At 63.9% G+C, this 21,619-nt stretch carries 17 protein-coding genes and 1 pseudogene; 4 read left to right on the top strand and 14 right to left on the bottom strand.

Annotated features, from left to right (window positions below):
* Positions 1 to 9: 9 nt before the first annotated feature.
* From ASD55_RS18710 to ASD55_RS06630, 6 genes are all read right to left on the bottom strand, one after another.
* The gene (locus tag ASD55_RS18710; RefSeq protein ID WP_056764661.1) at positions 10 to 210 is read right to left on the bottom strand and encodes a hypothetical protein; all 201 of its coding nucleotides are present in this window, start codon (positions 208 to 210) and stop codon (positions 10 to 12) included.
* A 537-nt stretch (positions 211 to 747) separates the two neighbouring features.
* Positions 748 to 1,839 carry a LirA/MavJ family T4SS effector gene (locus tag ASD55_RS06650; RefSeq protein WP_056764660.1) on the bottom strand — a complete coding sequence of 364 codons (1,092 nt, stop codon included), beginning with the start codon at positions 1,837 to 1,839 and terminating at the stop codon, positions 748 to 750.
* A gap of 217 nt (positions 1,840 to 2,056) precedes the next feature.
* Positions 2,057 to 3,358, bottom strand: coding sequence for a diguanylate cyclase (locus ASD55_RS06645; RefSeq protein ID WP_056764658.1), 1,302 nt, complete (start codon positions 3,356 to 3,358; stop codon positions 2,057 to 2,059).
* Positions 3,359 to 3,579: 221 nt separating this feature from the next.
* Positions 3,580 to 4,128 carry a DUF922 domain-containing protein gene (locus tag ASD55_RS06640; RefSeq protein WP_056764657.1) on the bottom strand — a complete coding sequence of 183 codons (549 nt, stop codon included), beginning with the start codon at positions 4,126 to 4,128 and terminating at the stop codon, positions 3,580 to 3,582.
* A gap of 543 nt (positions 4,129 to 4,671) precedes the next feature.
* Entirely contained in the window at positions 4,672 to 5,394 is a 723-nt protein-coding gene (locus ASD55_RS06635; RefSeq protein ID WP_056764655.1) for an alpha/beta hydrolase, read from the bottom strand.
* A 159-nt stretch (positions 5,395 to 5,553) separates the two neighbouring features.
* On the bottom strand, positions 5,554 to 6,447 hold the full coding sequence (locus tag ASD55_RS06630; RefSeq protein ID WP_056764654.1) for an AraC family transcriptional regulator: 894 nt from the start codon (positions 6,445 to 6,447) through the stop codon (positions 5,554 to 5,556).
* 173 nt (positions 6,448 to 6,620) lie between these two features.
* On the opposite strand from ASD55_RS06630, the gene ASD55_RS06625 reads away from it, so the two are divergent.
* Positions 6,621 to 7,841 (top strand): PQQ-dependent sugar dehydrogenase, encoded by a 1,221-nt coding sequence (locus tag ASD55_RS06625; protein ID WP_056765321.1) that lies wholly within the window; start codon positions 6,621 to 6,623, stop codon positions 7,839 to 7,841.
* Positions 7,842 to 7,950: 109 nt separating this feature from the next.
* On the opposite strand, the gene ASD55_RS06620 is transcribed toward ASD55_RS06625, so the two are convergent.
* Positions 7,951 to 10,161 carry a prolyl oligopeptidase family serine peptidase gene (locus tag ASD55_RS06620; protein WP_056764652.1) on the bottom strand — a complete coding sequence of 737 codons (2,211 nt, stop codon included), beginning with the start codon at positions 10,159 to 10,161 and terminating at the stop codon, positions 7,951 to 7,953.
* Between the two features lie 352 nt (positions 10,162 to 10,513).
* On the opposite strand from ASD55_RS06620, the gene ASD55_RS06615 reads away from it, so the two are divergent.
* Entirely contained in the window at positions 10,514 to 12,076 is a 1,563-nt protein-coding gene (locus ASD55_RS06615; RefSeq protein WP_056764650.1) for an ankyrin repeat domain-containing protein, read from the top strand.
* 247 nt (positions 12,077 to 12,323) lie between these two features.
* Here the strand turns inward: ASD55_RS06615 and ASD55_RS06610 are convergent, their stop codons facing one another.
* Entirely contained in the window at positions 12,324 to 12,848 is a 525-nt protein-coding gene (locus ASD55_RS06610) for a DUF1905 domain-containing protein (RefSeq protein ID WP_056718324.1), read from the bottom strand.
* Between the two features lie 90 nt (positions 12,849 to 12,938).
* The gene (locus ASD55_RS06605) at positions 12,939 to 13,397 is read right to left on the bottom strand and encodes a helix-turn-helix domain-containing protein (RefSeq protein WP_056764648.1); all 459 of its coding nucleotides are present in this window, start codon (positions 13,395 to 13,397) and stop codon (positions 12,939 to 12,941) included.
* Between the two features lie 43 nt (positions 13,398 to 13,440).
* On the opposite strand from ASD55_RS06605, the gene ASD55_RS06600 reads away from it, so the two are divergent.
* Positions 13,441 to 14,028, top strand: coding sequence for a hypothetical protein (locus tag ASD55_RS06600; protein ID WP_056765318.1), 588 nt, complete (start codon positions 13,441 to 13,443; stop codon positions 14,026 to 14,028).
* A 203-nt stretch (positions 14,029 to 14,231) separates the two neighbouring features.
* Here ASD55_RS06600 and ASD55_RS06595 read toward each other — a convergent pair whose 3' ends face one another.
* The 5 genes from ASD55_RS06595 to ASD55_RS06575 form a co-directional block, all read right to left on the bottom strand.
* On the bottom strand, positions 14,232 to 15,044 hold the full coding sequence (locus ASD55_RS06595; RefSeq protein ID WP_162248781.1) for a DUF2306 domain-containing protein: 813 nt from the start codon (positions 15,042 to 15,044) through the stop codon (positions 14,232 to 14,234).
* A gap of 147 nt (positions 15,045 to 15,191) precedes the next feature.
* Positions 15,192 to 16,877 carry an ankyrin repeat domain-containing protein gene (locus ASD55_RS06590; RefSeq protein WP_157598877.1) on the bottom strand — a complete coding sequence of 562 codons (1,686 nt, stop codon included), beginning with the start codon at positions 16,875 to 16,877 and terminating at the stop codon, positions 15,192 to 15,194.
* 165 nt (positions 16,878 to 17,042) lie between these two features.
* Complete coding sequence (locus ASD55_RS06585; RefSeq protein ID WP_056764646.1) at positions 17,043 to 18,029, bottom strand: hypothetical protein; 987 nt, start codon at positions 18,027 to 18,029, stop codon at positions 17,043 to 17,045.
* A 551-nt stretch (positions 18,030 to 18,580) separates the two neighbouring features.
* Positions 18,581 to 18,916 (bottom strand): GNAT family N-acetyltransferase, encoded by a 336-nt coding sequence (locus ASD55_RS06580; protein ID WP_056764644.1) that lies wholly within the window; start codon positions 18,914 to 18,916, stop codon positions 18,581 to 18,583.
* 937 nt (positions 18,917 to 19,853) lie between these two features.
* Positions 19,854 to 20,333: a hypothetical protein gene (locus ASD55_RS06575; RefSeq protein ID WP_056764642.1), complete on the bottom strand. Its 480-nt coding sequence runs from the start codon at positions 20,331 to 20,333 to the stop codon at positions 19,854 to 19,856.
* Positions 20,334 to 20,558: 225 nt separating this feature from the next.
* Here ASD55_RS06575 and ASD55_RS06565 point away from each other — a divergent pair.
* A pseudogene (locus ASD55_RS06565) lies at positions 20,559 to 21,587 on the top strand (IS3 family transposase).
* Positions 21,588 to 21,619: the final 32 nt, after the last annotated feature.

Raw genomic sequence — 21,619 nt, 5'->3', positions numbered from 1 at the left:
GCGACCGGGTCAGGGCAATCTCGCGTGCGCGACGAACCGGGCATGGTCGTGCGAAGCCGCCATGTACATGCCCAGACCCACGCCCGCGACCGCGTAGGCGAAACCGTAGAGCAGAAACTTCCGGTCGAGTGTCATTTCAGTTTCCCCTTGTTGCAGGTACCGATATCGATATCGCGCGAGAGCGCGGCCGGCCGCGCCGTCGGCGGTCAATCGCGATCCACCTATCCGCAAAACCGGAATCGCCACCGACCGCCATCCCGCGACGCTCGCTTGATCGGCTACGCCTCTGGTTCAACTACGGATGGCTGAACACGGCACCGTGCGCCATGGCGCCACCCTTCCAATCGTCCGACCACGCGCGAGTGAATGCGCTGCCCAGGTCAATCGTGGCGAAACGAGGAAGTCTTTGTCCAGGTCAGCGCTGCCCGCATCGCGTCCCAGTCGGAAGGCTCTATGAAGGTCATCGTGGAAGCGTCGGGATGCATGGCGTGCATCGTCCAAACGAAAAATAGTCGCAGGGCTTCGGGCCACTGGCAGAAGCGAAAAGCACGGCAACAGGAACAATAAGCCGCGCGACATCGTTTTGTTCATCCGCCTGTCTCCATCCTCATGCCCCAATCGCGGATCACGATGGACGGCCCGTCTACAGCCGAAAACGTCATGGCCAACTGAACACGACGAGTCACTCGTCAGCTGGACGACGAGCGATTTGGATGGCCCGTGCTATCGACCAGCCACTTCTTCTCCTCACTCCAAGTAGTAATAGCAAAGCTGACCGGCGTTCCCATGAAAATTCACGTCGTATGCTACTGGCACACCATCGGCACCGTGTTTGCCAACGTAAGACGTGGGATCTCGCAGCAGCCGTGCCTCTGGCACGGCCTGGCTCTTCTTCCAGGACTTGGCACCCATGCTGCCTTCGCGAGCCACCGAAGGATCGCCGCTGTAAATCTTGTCCAGCTTGTCCTGATGAACATTCAGATCCTGATTCCAAACCGGCTTGACGGTCAGCCATTTCCGATTTTTGTATCGATAGAACAGATAATTGGAGACGAAGTGATCTGCTATGGGGCCTCCAGAACGGCGGAGCAAAAAGTCCGTGATGACTTGGGGTGAACGATACGACTGTGACTCCAGCGTCTCCTGCACCGAGCCTTTTTTCCCCTTGAAAGTCGCCGCCAAATTGCTCATGTCGGTAGGAAAGCAATCAGCGATCCATTGCCACATCAGCAGCGAGCGCTTGCCGTCCTGATCGGCGTCGGATGAAGCACGAAAGCTGCCGGTCTCGGCATAGAGATCAGCGATCGGAATCACCGTACCCAGGTTTCCCTCTGCTATGGCCAGCCATTGCAAGCTGTGCGTGTGCTCGCCATGGCGAAGATCCATGCTGTCCTTCCAGAAAAGCTTGTTGCGCAACATGAAGCCGAGTTGAGGATCGCCACCGATCAATTTGATTCCGATTGGGCTGGTATGACTGGTATCGGCGCCGAACCGGTTCTGGAAGCTGAAGCCCTTGGCAGATGCCACCTTGTTCAAAGCACGCGTAAACTTGTTGCGGGTGTTCGGATTGAACAAGCGGTATGCATCCCAAAGCTGGCTGGACACCCTCTGCAGTGCTGCTTCAAATGACGCCGGATCGCAAAGAAATGCCGCGACCCTCGCATAACCATCGAGGTAGTCCGATGCACGGGGGTGTGTGGCTGTTTTTGCGCCCTCGCCTTTCACCCAAGTGGTATACGTGAACTTGTTGTCTTCCAGACTCCTGCGAGCAAGCTCAAAACTGGGAAACACCATATTTGCCATCACGCTCTCCTTAGTTTGATCAATTGGCAATTCCATCGGATCGGCAGATCCATGTCCGAAGCCTGCTCAGGGCGCCGCGACCCAGCGCGGGGCCGTTTTCGACACCGACCACATTTTTTCAGGTTCGGCGTATTCCCTTGCATGAACCGGATGGATATTACGCTCCGGCATCCCAAAAGGCAGATCCAAGCCTCGACAGCGTGTTCGTACGGCCACACATGATGTCTTTCACTGGCACCCTTCCGCTCGCGCGCTACTGCGTCGGGGGCGACGTTGCACTCGCCGGACTGCCCGTGTGGCGATGCTTCTTCTGCGTGTAGAGCCTGGCGTCGGCCGCTTCCAGCAGGGATGCTGCCAGGTCGCCATCTTCCGGCGCGGTGGCGACGCCGATGGTTATTTCCGGGTACGCCGCTTCGCGCGCCGCTCCCTCGCGCACGAGCTGGCTGATGCGCGCGGCAATTTCCAGCGCAACGGCATGGCTCGTGTTCGGCAGGACCGCGATGAATTCATCGCCGCCGTGCCGTCCCAGATGATCGTGCTCGCGCAACAGCCCGCGCATGGTGGTGGCCACCCAGGTCAGCGCACGGTCGCCCGTGCTGTGCCCGTAGTGATCGTTGATGAACTTGAAGCGATCAAGGTCCATCGCCAGCACGCTCAGCGGTTGCTGTCGAAGCCGATGCAGGTCGAGCTCGGCGTCCAGCCGCGAAAGAATGCCGCGACGATTGAGCACGCCGGTAAGAGGGTCCTTGATCACCTCGGTCTGCAGGTGACTCTGGGTGGTCTCCCAATTGGCCGTCATCCGGTTGAAGCACTCGGCCAGCACGGCCAGTTCGTCGCGGCCGTCGACGTCCACGCGTACACCGGATTGGCCCTCCTCGATATGCCGGGCGGCCTGGGTCAAGGCCTGCAGGGGCCGCAGCAGAGAGCGCAGGAAGATCACGATCAGCACTCCGGCCGCCGCCAGGGTGACCAGCCAGCTCCACATCAGCCAGTGCAACTGACGGGTGCGCTGGGCCGCGGCATGCTCGTAGCGCGCCTTGAGCACGCCGGACAGGCTGGCCCGCGCATTCGACACGTCCTGTATGGCGCGCTCCAGCTCGGCGCGCGTGCTCGCGCTGGCCGCCGCCCCGCTCACGTGCTGGGCGTGCACGTGTTCGACCAGGCGGCGAATCGATGGACGTGCCTGCACCCAGGCCTTCTGCGCATCGTCGATGACCTGCTTCGGCACGTCCTTGCCGTCCGTGCCCAACAGGATGCTCGAAAAGCTGTTGTCCACGCTCTGGGTCAGTCCGGCGAAGTCGGGCACCGAGTCGTGCGACTCGGCCAGCAACTCATCCACCAGCGCCTGCTGCAGGTAGTGCTCCAGCGTGGTCAACGGGAGCAGCCCGTGTACCGACTCCTCGACCGAATCGCGGAAGGCCATCTCCTGTTCGTTCAACACCATCATGCTGACGGCACTGAGCACGGCAAGTGGCAGCAACAGCAACGCGATGATGGCCATCATCCGCTGGCGCACCGACAGCCTGCGCAGCAGCGCCTCGGGGCTTCGTCCCATCGGGATACACCTCCTTCGTTGCTTGACATGCAGGCTGCGCGCCGGGCCTGAGCTGCGATGCAGGGGCCATCGTACAGCAGGCGAACGAAAGGCCGGCAAGAAGGAAACCCGCTTCATCCGTCGGAGTAGAGCCCAATGAACCCGGCCTCCACTTCCGGGTTTGATCAGTCAGCTCCCCTTTGATTCCGCATCCCCTTAAATCAGATCGGGCGGCGGATACCTCACCAGCTCATCGTCACGCCTTCCCTTGCACCGTGTCCCGTGCGCTTGTCCAGTTCGACATTTGCCGCTTCGGCCCTGCGCATGATCACCCTCCCTTGCGCTTGCAGGGATGCATCGAGGTCACCGCAGGAAACGTCGCGTTGATGCGCTCGCATCAACGCAACCAGCTCGCGGGCCGCGTCGCGGGCTATCTGCGCGTGCTCTGCCTCGTGGTGGCGTATTGCCCGATCGAGCGCACGCCACTTGGCCGTCATGGCGGCAGACGTACCGGCAGGCGGCGTCCATGCCGGCAAGGTGGTCGTAATGGTCAGCACCACCTTCGGATCGACCAGATTGCAGCGTCCTTCGACGGGCTGCGTGTCGAAACTCCACTTCAGCTGCGGCGAGGTGTAGCCCCAGTAACGGCCACCCTTATCCTGGTAACCCCTCGCGTTCATCTGCGCAACCAGTTCGGATTCGCTTCGACCCTCGATCACGTAGTAGCGGGCATCCTCCTGGATGACCGGGGCCGGGATGGTTGGCGGTGGCAGTGGCGGTGTGACGAACATGGGCGTGCTTCCACGGTATCGAGGTCCCGTGCTCCTAGCACATAACGTTCCAGACGTCTGCGGCCGCGCCCCACGGTCGCGCCGGCACTGTCCGCGGACAGAAACACCGTCCGCACGGACAGGACCCGAGGTCAGCGGGAACCGGGGCGACCGTTCACCAGCGGCCCTGGACGAAAAGCGCCGGGAACAATCCGAATGGCTCGCTGACCGATCAGAATTTTCCCGAACACCGTTTCCGTCGGCGCCCATTGCGTGATCCGTACGGGGCCGTCGTCATGGGCATGACGGATCAGCCCATCGGCGAAGTGACCCACCGGCGCATTCGGGCAGCTGCGTGTTTGCAGGCGCAGCTGCCCTGCACGAAGTCGCCACGCAAAGCAGCGAAAGCGATGCCCACAAGGGGAGCCGAAGCGCGCGAACTGTAGTCGATCAGGACGCAACCCTGGCGATGCGCTGTCCTTCCATGTTCACTGCGACATGCCCCGTCCGGCGCCTGCGACAGGATCCGCTCCAAACGAAAAGGTCAGGTGCACTTCCGGCAAGTCAAACGATGGCGACCTTCTTTTGCGGGCTGGCTTCCCGCACCGCAGCGGCGGCCTTGCGGATGACGTCGATGACGACGGCCGGCTGGGAAAGCATCGGCACGTGGCTGCTTGCCACCTCGGTGACGGTTGCCCCCATGCGCCCGGAAACCCAGCGTTGCAAATCGGGATGCACGGTGTGGTCCTGCGTCGCCAGAACGTACCAGCTCGGCTTCGACCTCCAGGCAATGTCGTCGGCGCCGAGCTTCTGTTGATGGAACAGGTCGAAGACAGGCGGATAGTGGGTCGCCCACACGAGCTTCTGGTCTTCGTCCGAGAGATCTCCGGCGAAAAACTCGGTGCCGTTCGGCAGCATCCAGGCGCGACCGTCCGCGACTTCGACGCGGGAGAAGATGTCCGACGGAAACTTGTCCAGTTGATCCTGCACGGTCTCGCCGGCGTCCGGAGCGACCGCGGCGATATAGACCAGGCCGACCACCCGCTCATCGACGCCCGCGGCCGTGATGGTGGCTCCGCCATAGGAATGACCGACGAGCAGGACCGGGCTGCCGACGCGGTTGAGCGTCCGCTTCACCGTCGCCACATCTTCCTCGAACGAATCCAGGCCATATTGCACGGAGATCACCTCGTGCCCATCAGCATGCAAGGCCGGGATCACCTTGCTGAAACACGAGCCGTCCGCCCAGATACCGTGACAGAAAACGATGGTGGGTTGCTTCGACATGCTGCACCTCCGAAAGATGGCCGTCGTGAGACGTGTGGCTTTCACGCCCACCGGCGGCAGCGTTTGAACTCAGGGCCGAGCCGTAGCATCCACGCTTGAAAGGCGGCCGTATTTGCCGATCTTGCGCAATCGAAGGCCGTTCTTGCTCAGACGGTGCAATCAGGAGTGCGTCTTGGGTGAATTGCGCCGCAGCGCCCGGAACTGGCACGGGGTCAGCCCGGTGTGCTTCCGGAAGATGCGATTGAAGTTTCCCTGCGACCCGAACCCCGCCTCCAGGGCGATCTCCACCAACGACAGTCGACCTTCGGCAAGCCTGGCTTTCGCGTCCTGGATGCGGCGCTGCGTGATGTATCGGTGCGGCGAGAGGCCCGTGGCCTCCTGGAAAAGCCGGGAGAAGTGAAACGGGCTGAGACAGGCTTCGGCGGCCAGCTCGCTCAAGCTGAGCGCCTCCGCGAAGCGGGACTCCACAAGGTCGATCACCTTCTTCAGCTTGTGACCCGGAAGACCCGGCAGGAGGGGCACGGGGCGCGAACAGATGTTCGAGTACCTGGCTATGAGGTGCGCCGCGAGCATGCAACTCGCGCCTTCGGCAAACAGCAGGTCCGTCGACTCGGGCGGCCGGGAACCCATGTCGCGAAAGGCGGCGGCAACCTCGTACAGAAGCGTGTCCGACATTCCCGCCGACCGCACCAGTTCCACTCGCGCCGGATCGATATCGTAATCACCCAGCGCGCTGGAGTCAGTCACCGAGGGCGCGAGAAAAATGAGGAGGGACTCGACGGGCGAAGTGATCTCGACTTCCGTCTCTTCCAGGCCGATGGGCTGGAGGGTCGCTATCCCTGGACGCACCGCCACCGGCCGGAACGTGCCGTCCCTCCAGCGGGCAAGTGCGCTACCGCCAAGAGCCACACTGACCGTGGTGCATGTGCAGGTGACGGGGCGAAGGAAACCGGGGTTCAGGAGCCGGTGCTCGATCCGCATGGTCGGCCATGCCAGGGGAGCATGAAGCGGCGTGCTTCCCTCGTACCTGTGGGTGTGAACCGGAAAGGCCATGCTCGCGATGCCTTCGGATGGATCGGCGACATCCGGGCATGTTAGGACTTTCCCGATCCCGCTCAAAGGAAACGGAAGGCATCCACGCCACCGGATTGAAAGGCGCCGTCACACCGACACAACTTCAGACCACTAAGATGCCCCGGGTCATCCGGACGCAAGGACACATGCACATGATGAAGCTGGCAACCGCGGCCTTTCTTGTGGCCTTGCTGACAGGCGCCGCCCATGCGCAGACCAATGCAGGCGAGCAGAAAGCCGACCCCGACCTTCCCTTCACCATTACCAGGGTGGCGAGCTTCGACCTGCCATGGCGCATCGCCTTCCTGCCCGATGGCCGCATGCTGGTGACCGAAAAGGTCGGCCGCGTCCAGCTGGTCACCCCGCAGGGCGCCAAGACCGAACTCGAGGGCGTCCCGCCCAGCTGGTTCCAGGGCCAGAACGGCATGCTGGGCGTGTTCCTCTCCCCCCATTACGCCAAAGACCACAACGTCTATCTCACCTATGTCGCACCGGGCGACTACGGCGGCGGCCTGGCGCTGGGCCGCGGCCGGCTCGTGCTGGACGGCAAGCAGCCCCGGCTGGACGACTTCCAGGTGTTGTGGCGCCAGATGCCCACCGGCAAGGGCGGCCAGGCCGGCGCGGCGGTGGCGTTCTCACCGGATGGCAAGTACCTCTTCCTCACCGTGGGCGACCGCCAGCGCCTCACGCCCGCGCAGGACCCCGATCAGCCGGTGGGCAAAATCCTGCGGCTGACGCTGGACGGCAAGCCCCCGCCGGGCAATCCGTGGGCGGGCAAGGTCGGTGCGCGCACCATTGCACTGATCGATCCGGCAACCGACACCGAGAAAGCCAAGACAGCGCCGGTGGTCAGCACCTATACGTTCCCCGGGCCCAACCTGACACCGGCCGAAACCTGGAGCGTCGGCCACCGCACGCCTTACGGCCTCGCCTTCGGCCCCGATGGTCGACTGTGGGAACTCGAGCATGGCCCGCGCGGCGGCGACGAACTGAATCTGATCAAGCGCGGCAAGAACTACGGCTGGCCGCTGGTCTCCTACGGCATCAACTACAACGGCGTGCCGATCCCCGGCCCCGATACGCGGCCCGACCTGGTCAAGCCGGTGATCTATTGGGTGCCGGTGATCGCGCCGGGCAACCTCATGTTCTACAAGGGTCGCCTGTTTCCGCACTGGCAAGGCAGCGCCTTGCTCAGCGGGCTGGTCAGCGAAGGCATCATTCGCGTCACGTTCGACGGCAAGGGTGGCGCCACCGCCGTCCAGCGCTGGACGATCGGCAAACGCATCCGCGATATCGAAGAGGCGCCGGACGGCTCGCTCTGGATGGTGGAAGACGCCAGCCCCGGCGGCCTGTACCACCTCACGCCGAAATGATTCGCCGAATCAGCCGAGCCCGTTTCCCGTAGTCGGCGCAGTGCGGTGTTGCCGAACGTGGTGAGCCCCGGCGCAGCCGAGCACTGCGGCGCCAGCCGCATCCCTTTGCTCACTGCGCCGGCAACTGCGCATCGAGGAAGGCGTAGATATCGGCGAACTGCGCGGCCTCGGCGCCCAGCGAGGTCTGCATGCCGTGGCCGCCGTTGGCATCGGTGCGGATCCACACCGGCCGTCCGCTGGTGTCGGCGCTGCGCAGGCGCGCGGCGAACTTGCCGGTCTGCCAGGTCGACACGCGGTTGTCGTTGAGGCCCACGGCCAGCAGCACCGCCGGGTAGGCCGTGTGCGGCGTGATCTGCTGGTAAGGGTCCATCGCCAGCATCCAGGGGAAGTCCGAGGCCTTGCGCGGGTCGCCCATCTCGCCGATCTGGTTGGCGCCATTGCGTGCATGCAGCAGGCGGATCGGATTGAGCTCGCCCACCAGGCACACGGCCGCGCCGAACTTGTCCGGGTCATGCACCAGCGCACCGCCGACCACCAGGCCGCCCGCGCTGCCGGAGAGCAGCGCGGTGCGTTGCGGACGGCTGTAGCCCAGCTCGCTCAGGCGTTGCACGGCGGCGACGAAGTCTTCCACGCCCTTGTGCTTGTTCGGCCCCTTGCCGGCCTGGTGCCAGGCCTCGCCCTTTTCGCCGCCGCCGCGTATGTGCACGTAGGCAAAGACGTTGCCCTGCTTGACCCATGCCAGCCGGACGGGCTTGAACGAAGGCAGCACGGAGATGCCGTAACTGCCGTAGGCGAACACGATGGCCCGGTGCGAACCGTCCAGCGTGGCGTCCTTGCGATGCAGGATGGTGAGCGGCACATGGGTGCCGTCCTCGCTGACCAGCTCGGTCTCGGTGGCTTCGACCATGCTGTAGTCGACGGGGCTGCCTTCGTCTTGGCCCAGGCCGTGCAGGGTGCCGGCCACGGGGTCGTAGCGCCAGGACTTCGGCGGCGTGGTCCAGCCGCGCAGTTCCAGCAGGAAACCGTCCTGGCCAGGGTTGGCGCGGAACAGCGAGGCCACGCCGGGCAATGGCATCGGCACGGCGTCCACCTTGCCGCTGCGGTAGTCGACGCGGCGGATCTCGTCGATGCCGTTCCGGGAGACCTTCACGTACAGCGCATCACGGGCCGGCGCGACCTGCTGGACATCGTACAGGCTGGTGCCGGCCACCATGTCGTCGCCCTGCAGCGGCAGGACGGAACGAGCCTGCCCGATCGACGCGCCCGGGCGTGACAAGTCCAGCGCCAGCACCTTTCCAAGGGAGCGTGCACGGGTGGAGACCAGGTACAGCGTATCGCCGCGGATGGCCGCGGACTGCACGTGGTCGTCCAGGTCGGCGATGCAGTGCCAGGCCGCGCCAGGCTTCACCGCCTCGGCTTGCGGCGCCACGCAGTAGCGCTGGTCGGCCTGCGCACCCAGCGACTCGCCCAGCGCCCAGCGCGAACCGGCGGGAAATTCGATCACCGGGAAGCTGCGCGAGGGCATCGCGAACGACGGATTGACGCCTTCGCCCTGGCCGGCGCGCAGCAGGATCGGGTCCTGCGACGAGGGCGTACCCAGCCGATGCAGGCGTGCGCGCATGTCCTGCACCGGGTCGCCGCCGGTACGCTGCGCAGGCGGCGCCATCTGGGTGTACTCGAAGCCGCTGCCGTCGGGCAGCCACTCGGCGCCGAACTCGCCCCACACCGGCTCCACCGCATCGCCGGTGGGCTTGCCGGTCTTCACGTCCAGCACTTCGAGGCGGGTGACTTCGCTGCCGCCGTGGTCGACGTTCACCGCCACCTTGCTGCCATCGGGCGATGGCGTGTACAGCGTGATCGAGGCGTGGCCGCCGTCGCCCTGGAGGGTCGCCGGATCCAGCAGCACGCGCTCGGTGCCATCCGCGTCACGCACCATCAGCGTGCCGCTGCCCTTCGCGTCCTGGCGGATGAAGAACAGCCTGCCGCCGGCACGGCGTTGGCGGCGATGCATGACGGTGGCGCCATCGGTGCTGGCCAGCGCCTGCTGCCAGCCCTTCAGGGCAGGCAAGGCGTCCAGCTTGCCCCGCGTGTACTCGCCCTGGGCGACCAGCCAGCGCTGGAACCCGGCGTTGTCATCGCCCTCCATCCAGCGGTAAGGATCGTGCACGGTGTGGCCAAACAGGTGCTCGACCACGTCGACCGTACGCGCCGGTGGCGGAGCGCCAGCTTGTGCGGCGAAGGCAGACAGGGTGACCGGTGCGAGCAGGCAGGCGGCGGTCGACAGGGCCAGCGAAGCGGGCCAGCGGAGCAGTCGGGGCATGGGGATGTCCTCGTCCAAAGGAATCACGCAGCACGCATCCTCGCGCAACGGGAAGCCCCGGGGTACCCGCCATCCGTCATGCCGTGCGTGGGGTGTGAACGCCGTCGCAAGCACGCGCTCCTGTGGCACGGGAAACCCGGGCAAAACCGGCTTTCTGCAATTCGTCCCGAAGAAAGCGCGTTCCGCCCCCGAGGTTTGGATTGCTTCCCTGCTGGTCTATGCTTGCACCCGGCGTCGCAAGCCGCCTCCGGGTCCGCGGGAAGGGTTCAACCCACTTGTCGATGGCGTGCCACCATCAACCTTTGTGCAGCCGGGATTGCGGACCTTCGGCATTCATTGCATGGAGGTTGTCATGAAGAACCTGCCCGTCCGTCCGCACCTGGATCATCTGAAGAAGCAGGCCAAGCAGCTGCTCGAGGATGTCCGCCACGGCGCACCCGATGCGCTCGAACGCGTCCGCCTTGCCCTGCCCGCCGCCGCCCGGCTCGATCACCCTGCCATCGCCGCGATGCCACTGCGCCTGCACGACGCGCAGTCCTGCATCGCGCGCGAATACGGTTTCGGTTCGTGGTCGCAGTTGAAGGACTACGTCGCGCTGCAGGCCGCTTCGGTCGACGCGGCCACGCGAAAGCGCCAATGGATGCATTGGGCCTTCGGCCACGGCTACCAGACGGCCAGGCCGGCCTTGGCCGAGCGCCTGCTGCGCGAACATCCGCAGCTGCTGGCCGGCGAGCCCGTGCTGGCCTGCGCCATCGGCGACGTCGCCACGGTACGGGCCGCCCTCGCCGCCGACCCCGCCTGGGCCACGACGGCCCGCGCCGACAACGGCATGCCGCCGCTGGCCTGCGCCACCTTCTCCGGAATGATCGCGCTGCCCGCGTACGCGTCAGGCATTCGCGCCTGCGTGGAGCTGCTGCTCGCCGCGGGTGCGAATCCGGATGCGCGATGGACCGATCCGCAGCTGCCGCAAGATCCGCTCAGCGTCCTGTACGGCGCCGCTGGTCGCAACCACGACGCCGCGCTGACGCAGCGACTGCTGCGGGCCGGCGCCGATCCCAACGACAACGAATCGCTCTACCACGCCACCGAAATCGCCGACAGCACGATCGTCCGCCTGCTGCTCGACGCCGGCGCCCGCGTGACCGGCTGCAATGCGCTGTTCCGCGCGCTCGACCATGAGCATCCCGACACGCTGCGCCTGCTGCTCGCCCACGGTGGCGACCCGAACGAACCCGGCCCCGGCGGCAGCCCCCTGCTGCACGCCATCCGCCGCCGTCGCTCGCCGGCGACCATCGGCCTGCTGCTCGACGCCGGCGCCGATGCCTCGGCCAGCAACGGACACGGAGTCTCCGCCTATCGCCTCGCCTGCTGCCTCGGCCTCACCGAAGTGGCCGGGCAACTGGCGCAGGCCGGCGCCGTGCCCGACGACCAACCGCATGACGCCTTCCTCGGCGCCTGCGCGCACGGCGATCGTGCCACCGTGCAGGCGATGCTGGCCGACGAGCCGGGCCTCATCGGCAAACTGCCGCCCGTCGCATTGCGTCTGCTGCCGGAAATGGCGTCCGCCAACGGCGAGGAAGCCGTGCGCGTGATGGTCGAGGCGGGCTGGCCGATCACGGCGCGCGGCGGCGACATCGACGGCAGCGCGCTCAACTGGGCGGTGTTCCGCGGCAACGCCTCGCTCGCCCGCTTCCTGCTCGCCCACGGTGCGCGCTACGACGAACGCCACGGCTTCAACGACAACGTCTACGGCACGCTCAGCTTCGCCTCCCAGGCCGAAACCACGCCCGGCGGCGACTGGCTGGCCTGCGCGAACGCCCTGATCGACGCCGGCTCGCCACTGCCCGAAGAGCGCTACGCATTTCCGGAAGAGATCGCCGCGTACTTCGACGATTTGCGCTCAGGCACGCACTGAGAGGTTGCGAGTTTTTCTAGTTCGAAACCCGACCTGACCGAGAGCATGGCAAGGGCATGGTGACGGCATGGCGAGGGCATGGCGAGGGCATGGATGCCCGAGTTGAGGCAACGCAGGAGCAGTTGCCCGATGCCCGAGTGGAGGCAACGCAGGAGCGGTTGCCCGATGCCCGGGTGGAGGCAACAACTGGACTTGCCTGGCCACGTCCCCTTTCGCCTGGCCTTTCACCTGGCTTCCCTCGCCGGCTTCAGCCAGCGCCTTCGGGCTCGACATTCCACGAGCGCGCCATGAAACGTCCCTGCCCGCCCGACAGCACATGCATCGCCAGCTGCAGATTCCGAGCATGGGCCTCGACCGACTTGAGCTGCGCGAAGTAGCGCAGGATCTCCTTCCGGCGACTGGGCGCCAGCGCGTCCCAGGCTTTTGCGGCTGCAGGCTGCGCGGCCAGCGCCTCGGCAAACCATGCCGGCACGGGATGTGCGGGACCGGCCTGATAGCTCTCGTCAAAAGCCACATCCACCTCGACGAGATCGCCCACGACAGTTGCCGAGGCTTCACGCACCTGGCCATGCAGATACAGATAAAAGTCGCCATTACCCATGGGCATCATGTTGACGCGCCACGGCGTTTCCGGCTGGCCATTCACCTGCACCCGAACCGGCAGCGGCTTGCGCCAGCCCGCCTTCAAACGGCTCGCCTGCGCTGCACTGACCCGCACGTACGGGTTGATCCCGTTGATCTCGATTGTCGCCTGAAATTTCAAGCTGCTCATGCCGCAGCACCACCGGGTTGAAGTTCCACCTCGTTCAAACAGGCATCCCCCTCCAGGAAAAATACGTGCAACGAGCAAGCGCCATTCCGGTCAGGTTGAGGTGCCCGCGCTTCCTGCTCTCGTGCCGGTCACGAGTGCCTCCGAACAGCTCAGCGAGGTCGCCGCCGACCACCTCATGTCCGCGCCGCGCACGCGCTGCAGGTGTGACTGCCCCCAGATCCGGGCGTTCTCCACCAGCGGCAGGACCGTGCGGCCGTAATCGCTCAGGCGGTACTGCACCGGCGCGGGTACGGGCGCTGTTGCCAGGCGCTCGACCAGTCCGTCTGCTTCCAGCTCCCGCAGTTGCTCGGTCAACACCTTGTGCGAGATCGGCGCGACCCGGCGCAGCAGCGCGGAGAAGTGATGGGTCTCGCGGGCGAGCCAATAGAGGATGGTGAGCTTCCATTTGCCGCCGACCGCCACGAAGGCCGCGTGCAGCGGACACTCGGCAAGCGGATGGGACTTCGCCAACAGATACGCACCTTGACGTGCCGTCTTGTCGCTGGACATGGGTGCCTCTAGCGTCAGCCAACCGATAGTGCTGGAGGATGCCATGCCAAGCCATGTTCGTGTGTTCCTGTTCTGGGTAGTCAGCACGGGGCTGTCCGGTCTGCCGTCCGCCCATGTTTCCGCACAGCAGGCGCAGGTTGCCAGACACGCGGTAGCGCCCGCGCGCGATGGCCAGCACGATTTCGATTTCGAGATCGGCACCTGGAAGACGAAGCTGAAGCGGCTCGTGCATCCGCTGTCCGGATCGGACGAATGGGCGCATTACGAAGGCATCACCACCGTGCGCAAGGTCTGGGACGGGCGCGCCAACCTGGTCGAGCTGACGGCCGACGGTCCGGCCGGCCATTTCGAAGGCCTGAACCTGCGCCTCTACAACCCGCAGTCGCGGCAATGGAGCCTCAACTTCGCCAGCAGCCGGAGCGGGACGCTGGGGCAACCGACGATCGGCCAATTCATCGATGGTCGCGGCGAGTTCTACGACCAGGAGGACTTCGATGGCCGCGCGATTTTTGTCCGGTTCGTGATCACCCGGCCCGACGCCAATACCATCCACTTCGAGCAGGCGTTTTCGGACGACGGCGGCAAGACCTGGGAGGTCAACTGGGTGGCGACGGATACGCGGGTGAAGTAGCACACGGTCCGCATAATGGACCACGGAAAGACGGCGTCATGGCGCGCGAACGAAGATGACGACAACTGCGATCCCTGCGGAAACGCCAAAACCGCCACGTTCAGCCATGCGGCATTCCAGCAACTGCCTCGTTTCCATACCTCCCACTATGTCCAGACAAGCCCGATCCAGTGAACCGCCTTCTCTTTTTGTTCTTTGCGTCTTTACATTGCTGGCCACCACATGCCGAGCGTCGCCCGGTAGGCGCCAAAGGCCGTCGCGGCGGTGAGTGCCATCAGCAACGCGGCCACGGCATAGCGCCCTGCCGCCGCAGCTGCCCTTTCCACGCGTAGGTAAGCTTCCACCACGAGCAGCGGCAATGCCCATTCGCCCATTGCCAGGGTGAAGAGCGCGGGTCCCCGCATCGTCATTGGATCGAACCCGGCGATGCCTCCGTTGACCGCGATCCAGGCCGCCAGACCGATACGGAACAGCCAGACCCCCGCTGCCAACACGAACATCCGCAGTGCCCAGCGGCGGTGCGCAGTGAAGTCGCGCTGTCGCGCGCGCCGCCAAGCCAGTACCGCACAAATCAGAAGCAGCACGCCGTTGATGGCGACACCGGTGTTTTGCGAGCTGCCGACGAAGGCACGACCGGTCGCCAGCATCGCCAGACCGGCCACCCCCACCACGATGGCCACCGAGATGTAGATACGGCCGTTCCACCGATGGAACCAAGGCGCACGTCGTCGGAGTAGAGGGATCATCTGCAGCGATCCCAGGATCGCCACAAGCGAAGCCAGCAGTACGTGAACCATCACGATGGCATTGCCCCGCGGCTGCCCAGGCAGATAGCCCGTAGGCCAGACGCGGTTCCAGGCCGCCGCGGCGTCGTGCAGCGTCGCCGAGCCGTAGGTGGCGAGGATGTACGCCCCGAACACCAGCTGCCCGGCGAAAGCCACCAACCACCAGCTCGCCGCCGCAAGACGAAGGACGCCCCTCCCTTCGGGGGCTGAAGCTAATCCGCGCTTGAGCACGCCGGCACCCTTCTTTTCGACACCTTTTTATCCCGATACCGGTTCTGGCGGATTAAAACGCTTGCAAGTGAACCCGAGCCCGTTTTTTTGACCCGAGTTTAATTAGCCACCTATCTTTGATTGCCTTTTAATTGGGGTCTCTTCTCTTCAGCGCGCTTCGTCCTTGTGCTGCTCCAGATAGGCAAGCACTCGTGCCCAATGTTGTTCCTTCGCGTAGCGCCCGAAGCCCGCTCCACCATCGTCCATATGCCAGCTTGAACCAGCCCTCAGCAGCAGTAGCGCGATGTCCTCATTCTGCGCGCTCCCCAACGCAGGCAACCCGTAAGCTCCTGGGGTTGACGCATCCAGGCCATGCAGCAGCAGATAGCGGACGAATCCGATATCACCTGCATCGACCGCTCTGTGCAGAAGAGTATCGCCATCAGCTGCACGCGCCTTCAGGTCGCAGCCCTTTGCAGCGAGCCATTCGGCAATTGCCTGCCCGTCCCAGTGCGCATCACGGTAGGAGCGCGACAGGAGCAGGGCAACCGGCACCCGTTTGCGGGTTGCGCTTGCACCCTCGTCACTCTCGTCCACGAACCAAAGCGAAGGTTGGACCTTGCCATCACCCGTATTCCATATCTTCCGCACGGCTGCCAGACGGCCGCCCCGTATCGCGTCCTGAAAAGCCTTGTCGAGCTTGTTCCTGTCGAGCACCCCATGAGTGTTCAACAACCCACGCGCCACGAGCGGGCCGATCAGCGCTGCGCGATGGTGAACCAGCGCATCGTTCAGCAATGTTGATTCCGTCAGTACGGGCACGCCTGGTGGTGGCCGTGCTGCATTCCCGCCTTTCAAGGGCGTGCCCAGATCGATCATGCGCAACATCGCCGCCTCGTCGCTGCCCCGCTCATTGGCTACGGCTCGCGCCAGAGTGTCCGCGGCCTGTTGCGAGTCGAAATCAAAGCCTTCACGTTGCAATTGCTCGACAGCCGCCATGGACAGACTCGTCCACTCGAACGTGCGTCCCACACGATCCACCTCTTCCTCGAAGTCGCCAACCGAGACAGGCATGCCAACCATGCGACCCACATAGTCTTCGATCTCATGCCTTTGCTGTCCCATCTTCAAGATGAGCACATAGGTCGGGCTATCAGTGATAAGTGCGCTGTAACTGGTTCTCATGGACCAGAGATCGGCGCGTCGCGCGTTCTCCACAAGCGCCGCCACATCAGCCGGCGGAATCGAAAAGCTGTGCTTTCCCTGCACGTCTACATCGCCGACACCCTCATAGTCCACCTTCCCGTTTCCGTGAATGCTCACTTCGTAACTTGGGCACGTTCCGAAACACCCGCTACGTGATAGCGAAATCGTCACTTGGTCGAGCGGAACATCGGGTAATGTTTGGTGCTTCGAGGGGACCTGTTGCTCGGCGACCCGCTCGCTGATGACAACAGCAGAGGGCTTGCCGTCGACCCAAAATGGCCGGTAGCGCCAGCCAGACATCGCCCGAAGAAGTTCTCGCCGCGTGTTGTTGAGTGTACGCGGCTGCCCGAACTCGCTATCCATCACTTGGCAGGCAACACGCCCGGACGCGTCAACAAGCAGCGTAAAAGGGACATTCCAGTGGGAGGGAACCGCATTACCTGGGTAGGACAGCGTGGGCAGCTCGAACTGGCGATGCGCCGCGATGTTGTCCTCTGCAGAAACGCCATCAAGCTGATGCGGCCCGCACGAGGGAACCGGCTTTGCCCCTGCCTCGACCGAATTCTCTGGATAGGCTTGAACCGCGCCTGAGACATTCAAACCACACATCGCTAGAACGCCGAACATCCACTTCCTCGACGCGCTCATCGGGGTACTCCTCTCAGGCTGAAAAGCAACAGGGAAACGCAGGCGGCAGAGTGCGCATTTTTCCTTATTTCGCCCCCTATCTATTCCTCGGCGCGCGCGCCGATCATTTCCTTGAATATTCGGACGCCCGCAAGTGAACCGGATCCCGGTTTCCGTTCGCCCGAGTCACGGCCACGTGATCAGGGACTTGAGGTCTTCCTTGATCTTGGTCACAGCCGCGGTTTCGGGCCGGCGTCCCCGGGCAGCCCAGTAGTATTGAAGGAAGGGATTGCTGATGGAAAGCTGGCCGTCCACGTTGCAATCGTCTCGACCACTGATGCGCTTCCCGGGCTTCGGGCTGACGACCGAGACCTTCGCCAGATCATTGTTGGTGTATATCGCGTACGGCTGGTCCGGCAGCAGGATGGGCTCGATCACGACGATGGTGAAATCGGTGATGACGGGCTCCTTCTTCGCCTTGATCTGGTCAGTCATCAACTTGACCATGGCCGGAAGTTCGGTCGTGGTCAGGATGGAATCGTTGCGAAGTCCACACCGGCAAACTGCGGTGACATGCCCTCGTGCCGCGTGCCCGAGTTTGCCGGACACACTCGTGAAGTAGTTGGCGAAAGCACCGCCCGGCTCCCACACGAATTGCTTGTTCACATAGCGGGCGGCCGTGGTGGCCTCCAGCTGGCCGAAGATCTCCCCACTGCTGTTCCACTTGTCGATCTTCTTCATGAGGGCAAGTTCGTTGATGCCGTTCCAGAACACGCTCCCGTTGACTGGAGTCGTGGCGTCGAACTGCTCCAGCAACTGTGCGTAGGCTTCCTTGGCATACTCCGACGGTTGCTTGCCGGACTTCTGGACCTCACGCGCCATATCCTCCTGATAACGCGCAGCGGGAGACCACGCCTTCCAGTCCTTTCCCTGACGCGTCGCCCCGGCGGCGGCCATCTTTGCAATCGCCGCCCGACGCTGCACGGCCTGGATCAACTCCAGTTTGAACTGCGGTGTCCCGAACATCTTCTGGTACAGCGACGGGTCCTTCTTTATGCGTCGAAGCCACACCAGATCGGACTCCAGCTCGTCCTGCGGGAACTTGTTCTGCAGTTCGACGTACAACTCCAGGGGAATCTTGCCCCGGTATGAATTGGGTTGATTGAACAGCATGGGAGCTCCTGTCGGTGGATGGAATTCCGAAACACCTGCATCGCAATCGAGCCGATCGAAACGGAAAGTGGCCAATCAGGACGGCACGGCCGAGTCCGACCCGGAAGACGGTTCGTGAATCTGATGAGCCATGTCCCCCATGTCTCGCAGTCGAGCAGCAAAGCGGTTCAATGAACCTGCCCAGCTTCCCCTGCCCCCTTCCCCTGACCGATCCCCGACTATCGTCCGCTGCATCTTGCCGTGATGCGGTGGTCTTGCCTAGGTGGGGTGGCGAGAACCAGCGCAGCGGCGGCCGGCTCCCTGGGGCTCACCGCCGCCCCTCACCGGGGAGCCTTCGACCGTTCTCCAGCCGATCACCAGGAGAAAACGCCCAAGCGCGAAGGCCGCAGGCTTGCACCCAAGCCAACAACCCTGAAGCGCAAGGTTCGAAGCATTGGACCGCGAGGGTCATCCACCTCGCACGCAAGGTTCAAACCGTCGTGCGCAACGATTCGACGGAGCGGTCGGCGTTTCGGACGACCCACGCGGCACGGATGCGCCGGCACCGGACGTCACGTCTCGTCGGTGCAGGGTTCCGGCACTACGCCCGGTGCCACCGTCATTACGTCCTGCCAGGCCGGGTTCTTCAGATAGCGCGCACGGACGTAGGGGCAGAACGGAATGATCCGGAAGCCCTGCCCGCGCGCGTCGGCGATCAGCCGATCGACCAGCGCCGACGCCGCGCCGGTGCCCTTCAGGCTCTCCGGGGACAAGGTGTGGTCCGCGCTGATCAGCCCCGGCCCGCGATGGGTGAAAACCAGTTCGGCTTCGGCCTCGATACCGGTCACCGTTGCGACATAGCGGCCATGCCGGCCATGTTCTTCCCGAGTTATGTGCACGTCAGTCATGGCTCGACTCCTGGGCTTGAACCCGTGGGGATGGCAGCAGTGTGCCATGCGCACGCCGGTCGGCCACCGACGCGCCCAACGGGCCAGTCGAATTTTCCAAGGCCCAGAAAGTGAACCTGATCTGGCCCCGTTTTTGAGCACTGTGAACACGCCGGAAATGTCCCTGCCCAAAAAAAGTCCCTGACACCTATTCCTGCAGTCTCCGCCTTGGTTTCGCCCATGGATTTAATTCGCCACGTCCCTTTTAATCACCAAAGCTGAAAAACAGGGGTCAGAGTCGACTTTCCTCGAGCAAGCTCCAAGAAAGTGCACTCTGACCCCTGTTTTTCTATGCGCTGTTGCATGGACGAGGTTCGCGGAGAGGTACGCGAAGTATAGGCGTCCGGGCGAGCGAGGCTGCGACGGTCAGGACGCCGGCGGGAGCGGCGAAACCGGGACGGAGGAAGTTAAATCCGACGTTCTTGACTTCCCCCGTCACCTTTGCGGGTGCGCCTGCCGAGAAAATCGCCCGACGCTCCGAGCTTTTTGCTTGGCGCGTCGAGTGCAGGAGCTCGGCGGACCGGGAAAATAACTGCAACGGCCGAGAAAATAACTCCGTGCGCCGGGAAATTTTCTCGGCGGGCCGAGCAAAAAGCTCGGTGGGCCAAGTTCGCTTGCTCGGGGCACCGAGAAAAAAGCTCGGGCGGTGGAGAAAATTTCTCGACGGGTCGAGTGTTTTGCTCGGGTGGCCGAGCTCTTTTCTCGGCGGGCCGAGAAAATTACTCGGCGAGTGGAGTTGGTTGCCCGATGCACCTACCGCAAAGCGCGGTGGTGGCATGGCGATACCACGCGTGCGGATGGATTGTGGCGGCCCGGACATGAAAAGGCCCGGTGCATGAGTCAGGTCGTCTCAGGCACCGGGCCGTGTGGTCACCCTGTTGCGTTCAGTCTTGGAGCATCAAGCAGTGACTGGCGTCGACTCCGACGCGGTGCGGTTGGTGCTGCGACTGAAGCGGGCACCGAGTTCGCGGCGCAGGTCTCCCAGACCCTGGTTCTTGCCGCTGACGCCCAATATCCCGTAGCCCTCCAGCGCAAAGCTCATCAGGTCGCTGCCCAGCGCCGTGGACGTGTCCTCGGCGCGTTCGCTGAGCCGGGTCAGCCGCATCAGGAACGTGCCGACCTGGTCATACGCGACCAGATCCGCCACCGCTTCGGTCACATTGAGACTGGGCGGCACCACCTGCGGATTCTGCTGCAGCAGCTTCAGCGTCTGCCGGCAAAACACTTCCGACTTGTCCCCCATCTTGGCCAACGCCCGGCGCTGCGCCGGCTGCAAGGCGATCAGCCCGGTGAGGTTCTCTTCCAGCGTCGCCAGCGCACCCTCGATGGCGGTCAGCTGCTCGGCCGTCAGGGCCAGCGAAATCAGGTTCTGTGACATCGACGTCCCCCCGGTTTTGAGTAGCACGTCGGTTTGGAGTCCAATCCCCCATCCGAAGGAGATTGGACGTGAAGAAGCGGTTTACCGAAGAGCAGANCGACGTCCCCCCGGTTTTGAGTAGCACGTCGGTTTGGAGTCCAATCCCCCATCCGAAGGAGATTGGACGTGAAGAAGCGGTTTACCGAAGAGCAGATCATTGGCTTCCTGCGTGAGGCGGAGGCCGGCATGCCGGTGAAGGAGCTGTGTCGCAAGCACGGCTTCAGCGAGGCCTCGTATTACCTGTGGCGTAGCAAGTTCGGTGGCATGAGCGTCCCCGACGCCAGGCGGTTGAAGGAGCTGGAGACTGAGAACGGGCGGCTGAAGAAGCTGCTGGCCGAGCAGGTGCTGGAGAACGAGGTCATCAAGGACGCCCTGCGAAAAAAGTGGTAAGCGCACCGGCTCGGCGCGAGTTGGTGCGGCGGATGATCGACCAGGGGTTGAGCGAGCGGCGCTCGCTGGCGGTCGTGGGCATGAGTGCCAGCGCGTATCGCTACGCGACACAGCCGGATCGCAACGTGGAGCTTCGACAACGCATCGTGGCGCTGGCGCAGCGGCACAAGCGCTATGGCGTGGGAATGATCCATCTGAAGCTGCGGCAGGCGGGGTTGCTGGTGAACTACAAGCGCGTGGAACGGCTGTATCGGGAGGCGAAGTTGCAGGTGCGTCGACGCAAGCGGAAGAAGGTGCCTGTCGCCGACCGACAGCCGCTGGTTCGACCGAAGGCAGCCAACGAGGTCTGGTCGATGGACTTCGTGTTCGACCGCACGGCCGAAGGGCGCGTCATCAAGTGCCTGACGGTCGTTGATGACGCCACCCACGAGGCGGTGGTCATCGAGGTGGAGCGAGCCATCTCCGGTCTGGGCGTGACGCGCGTGATGGATCGCCTGGCGCAGACGCGTGGTCTGCCCAAGGTCATCCGCAGCGACAATGGAAAGGAGTTCTGCGGCAAGGCGATGGTGACCTGGGCGCACGAGCGTGGCGTGCAACTGCGCCTGATCGAGCCAGGCAAGCCGAACCAAAACGCCTACATCGAATCGTTCAACGGCCGCCTGCGCGACGAATGCCTCAACGAACACTGGTTTCCCAGCCTGCTGCATGCACGCGCCGAGATCGAACGCTGGCGTCGGGAATACAACGAGGAACGACCGAAGAAAGCGTTGGGCGGCTTGACACCTGCCGCCTACGCGAAACAGTTAAAGTGACCCCGGACTCTAAACCTTCCTGCTACTCAATGCGGGGGGACGTCG

The sequence above is a fragment of the Rhodanobacter sp. Root561 genome (assembly GCF_001427365.1).
Classification (GTDB): Bacteria; Pseudomonadota; Gammaproteobacteria; order Xanthomonadales; family Rhodanobacteraceae; genus Rhodanobacter.
This window is presented reverse-complemented; position numbering and strand designations above follow the sequence as displayed.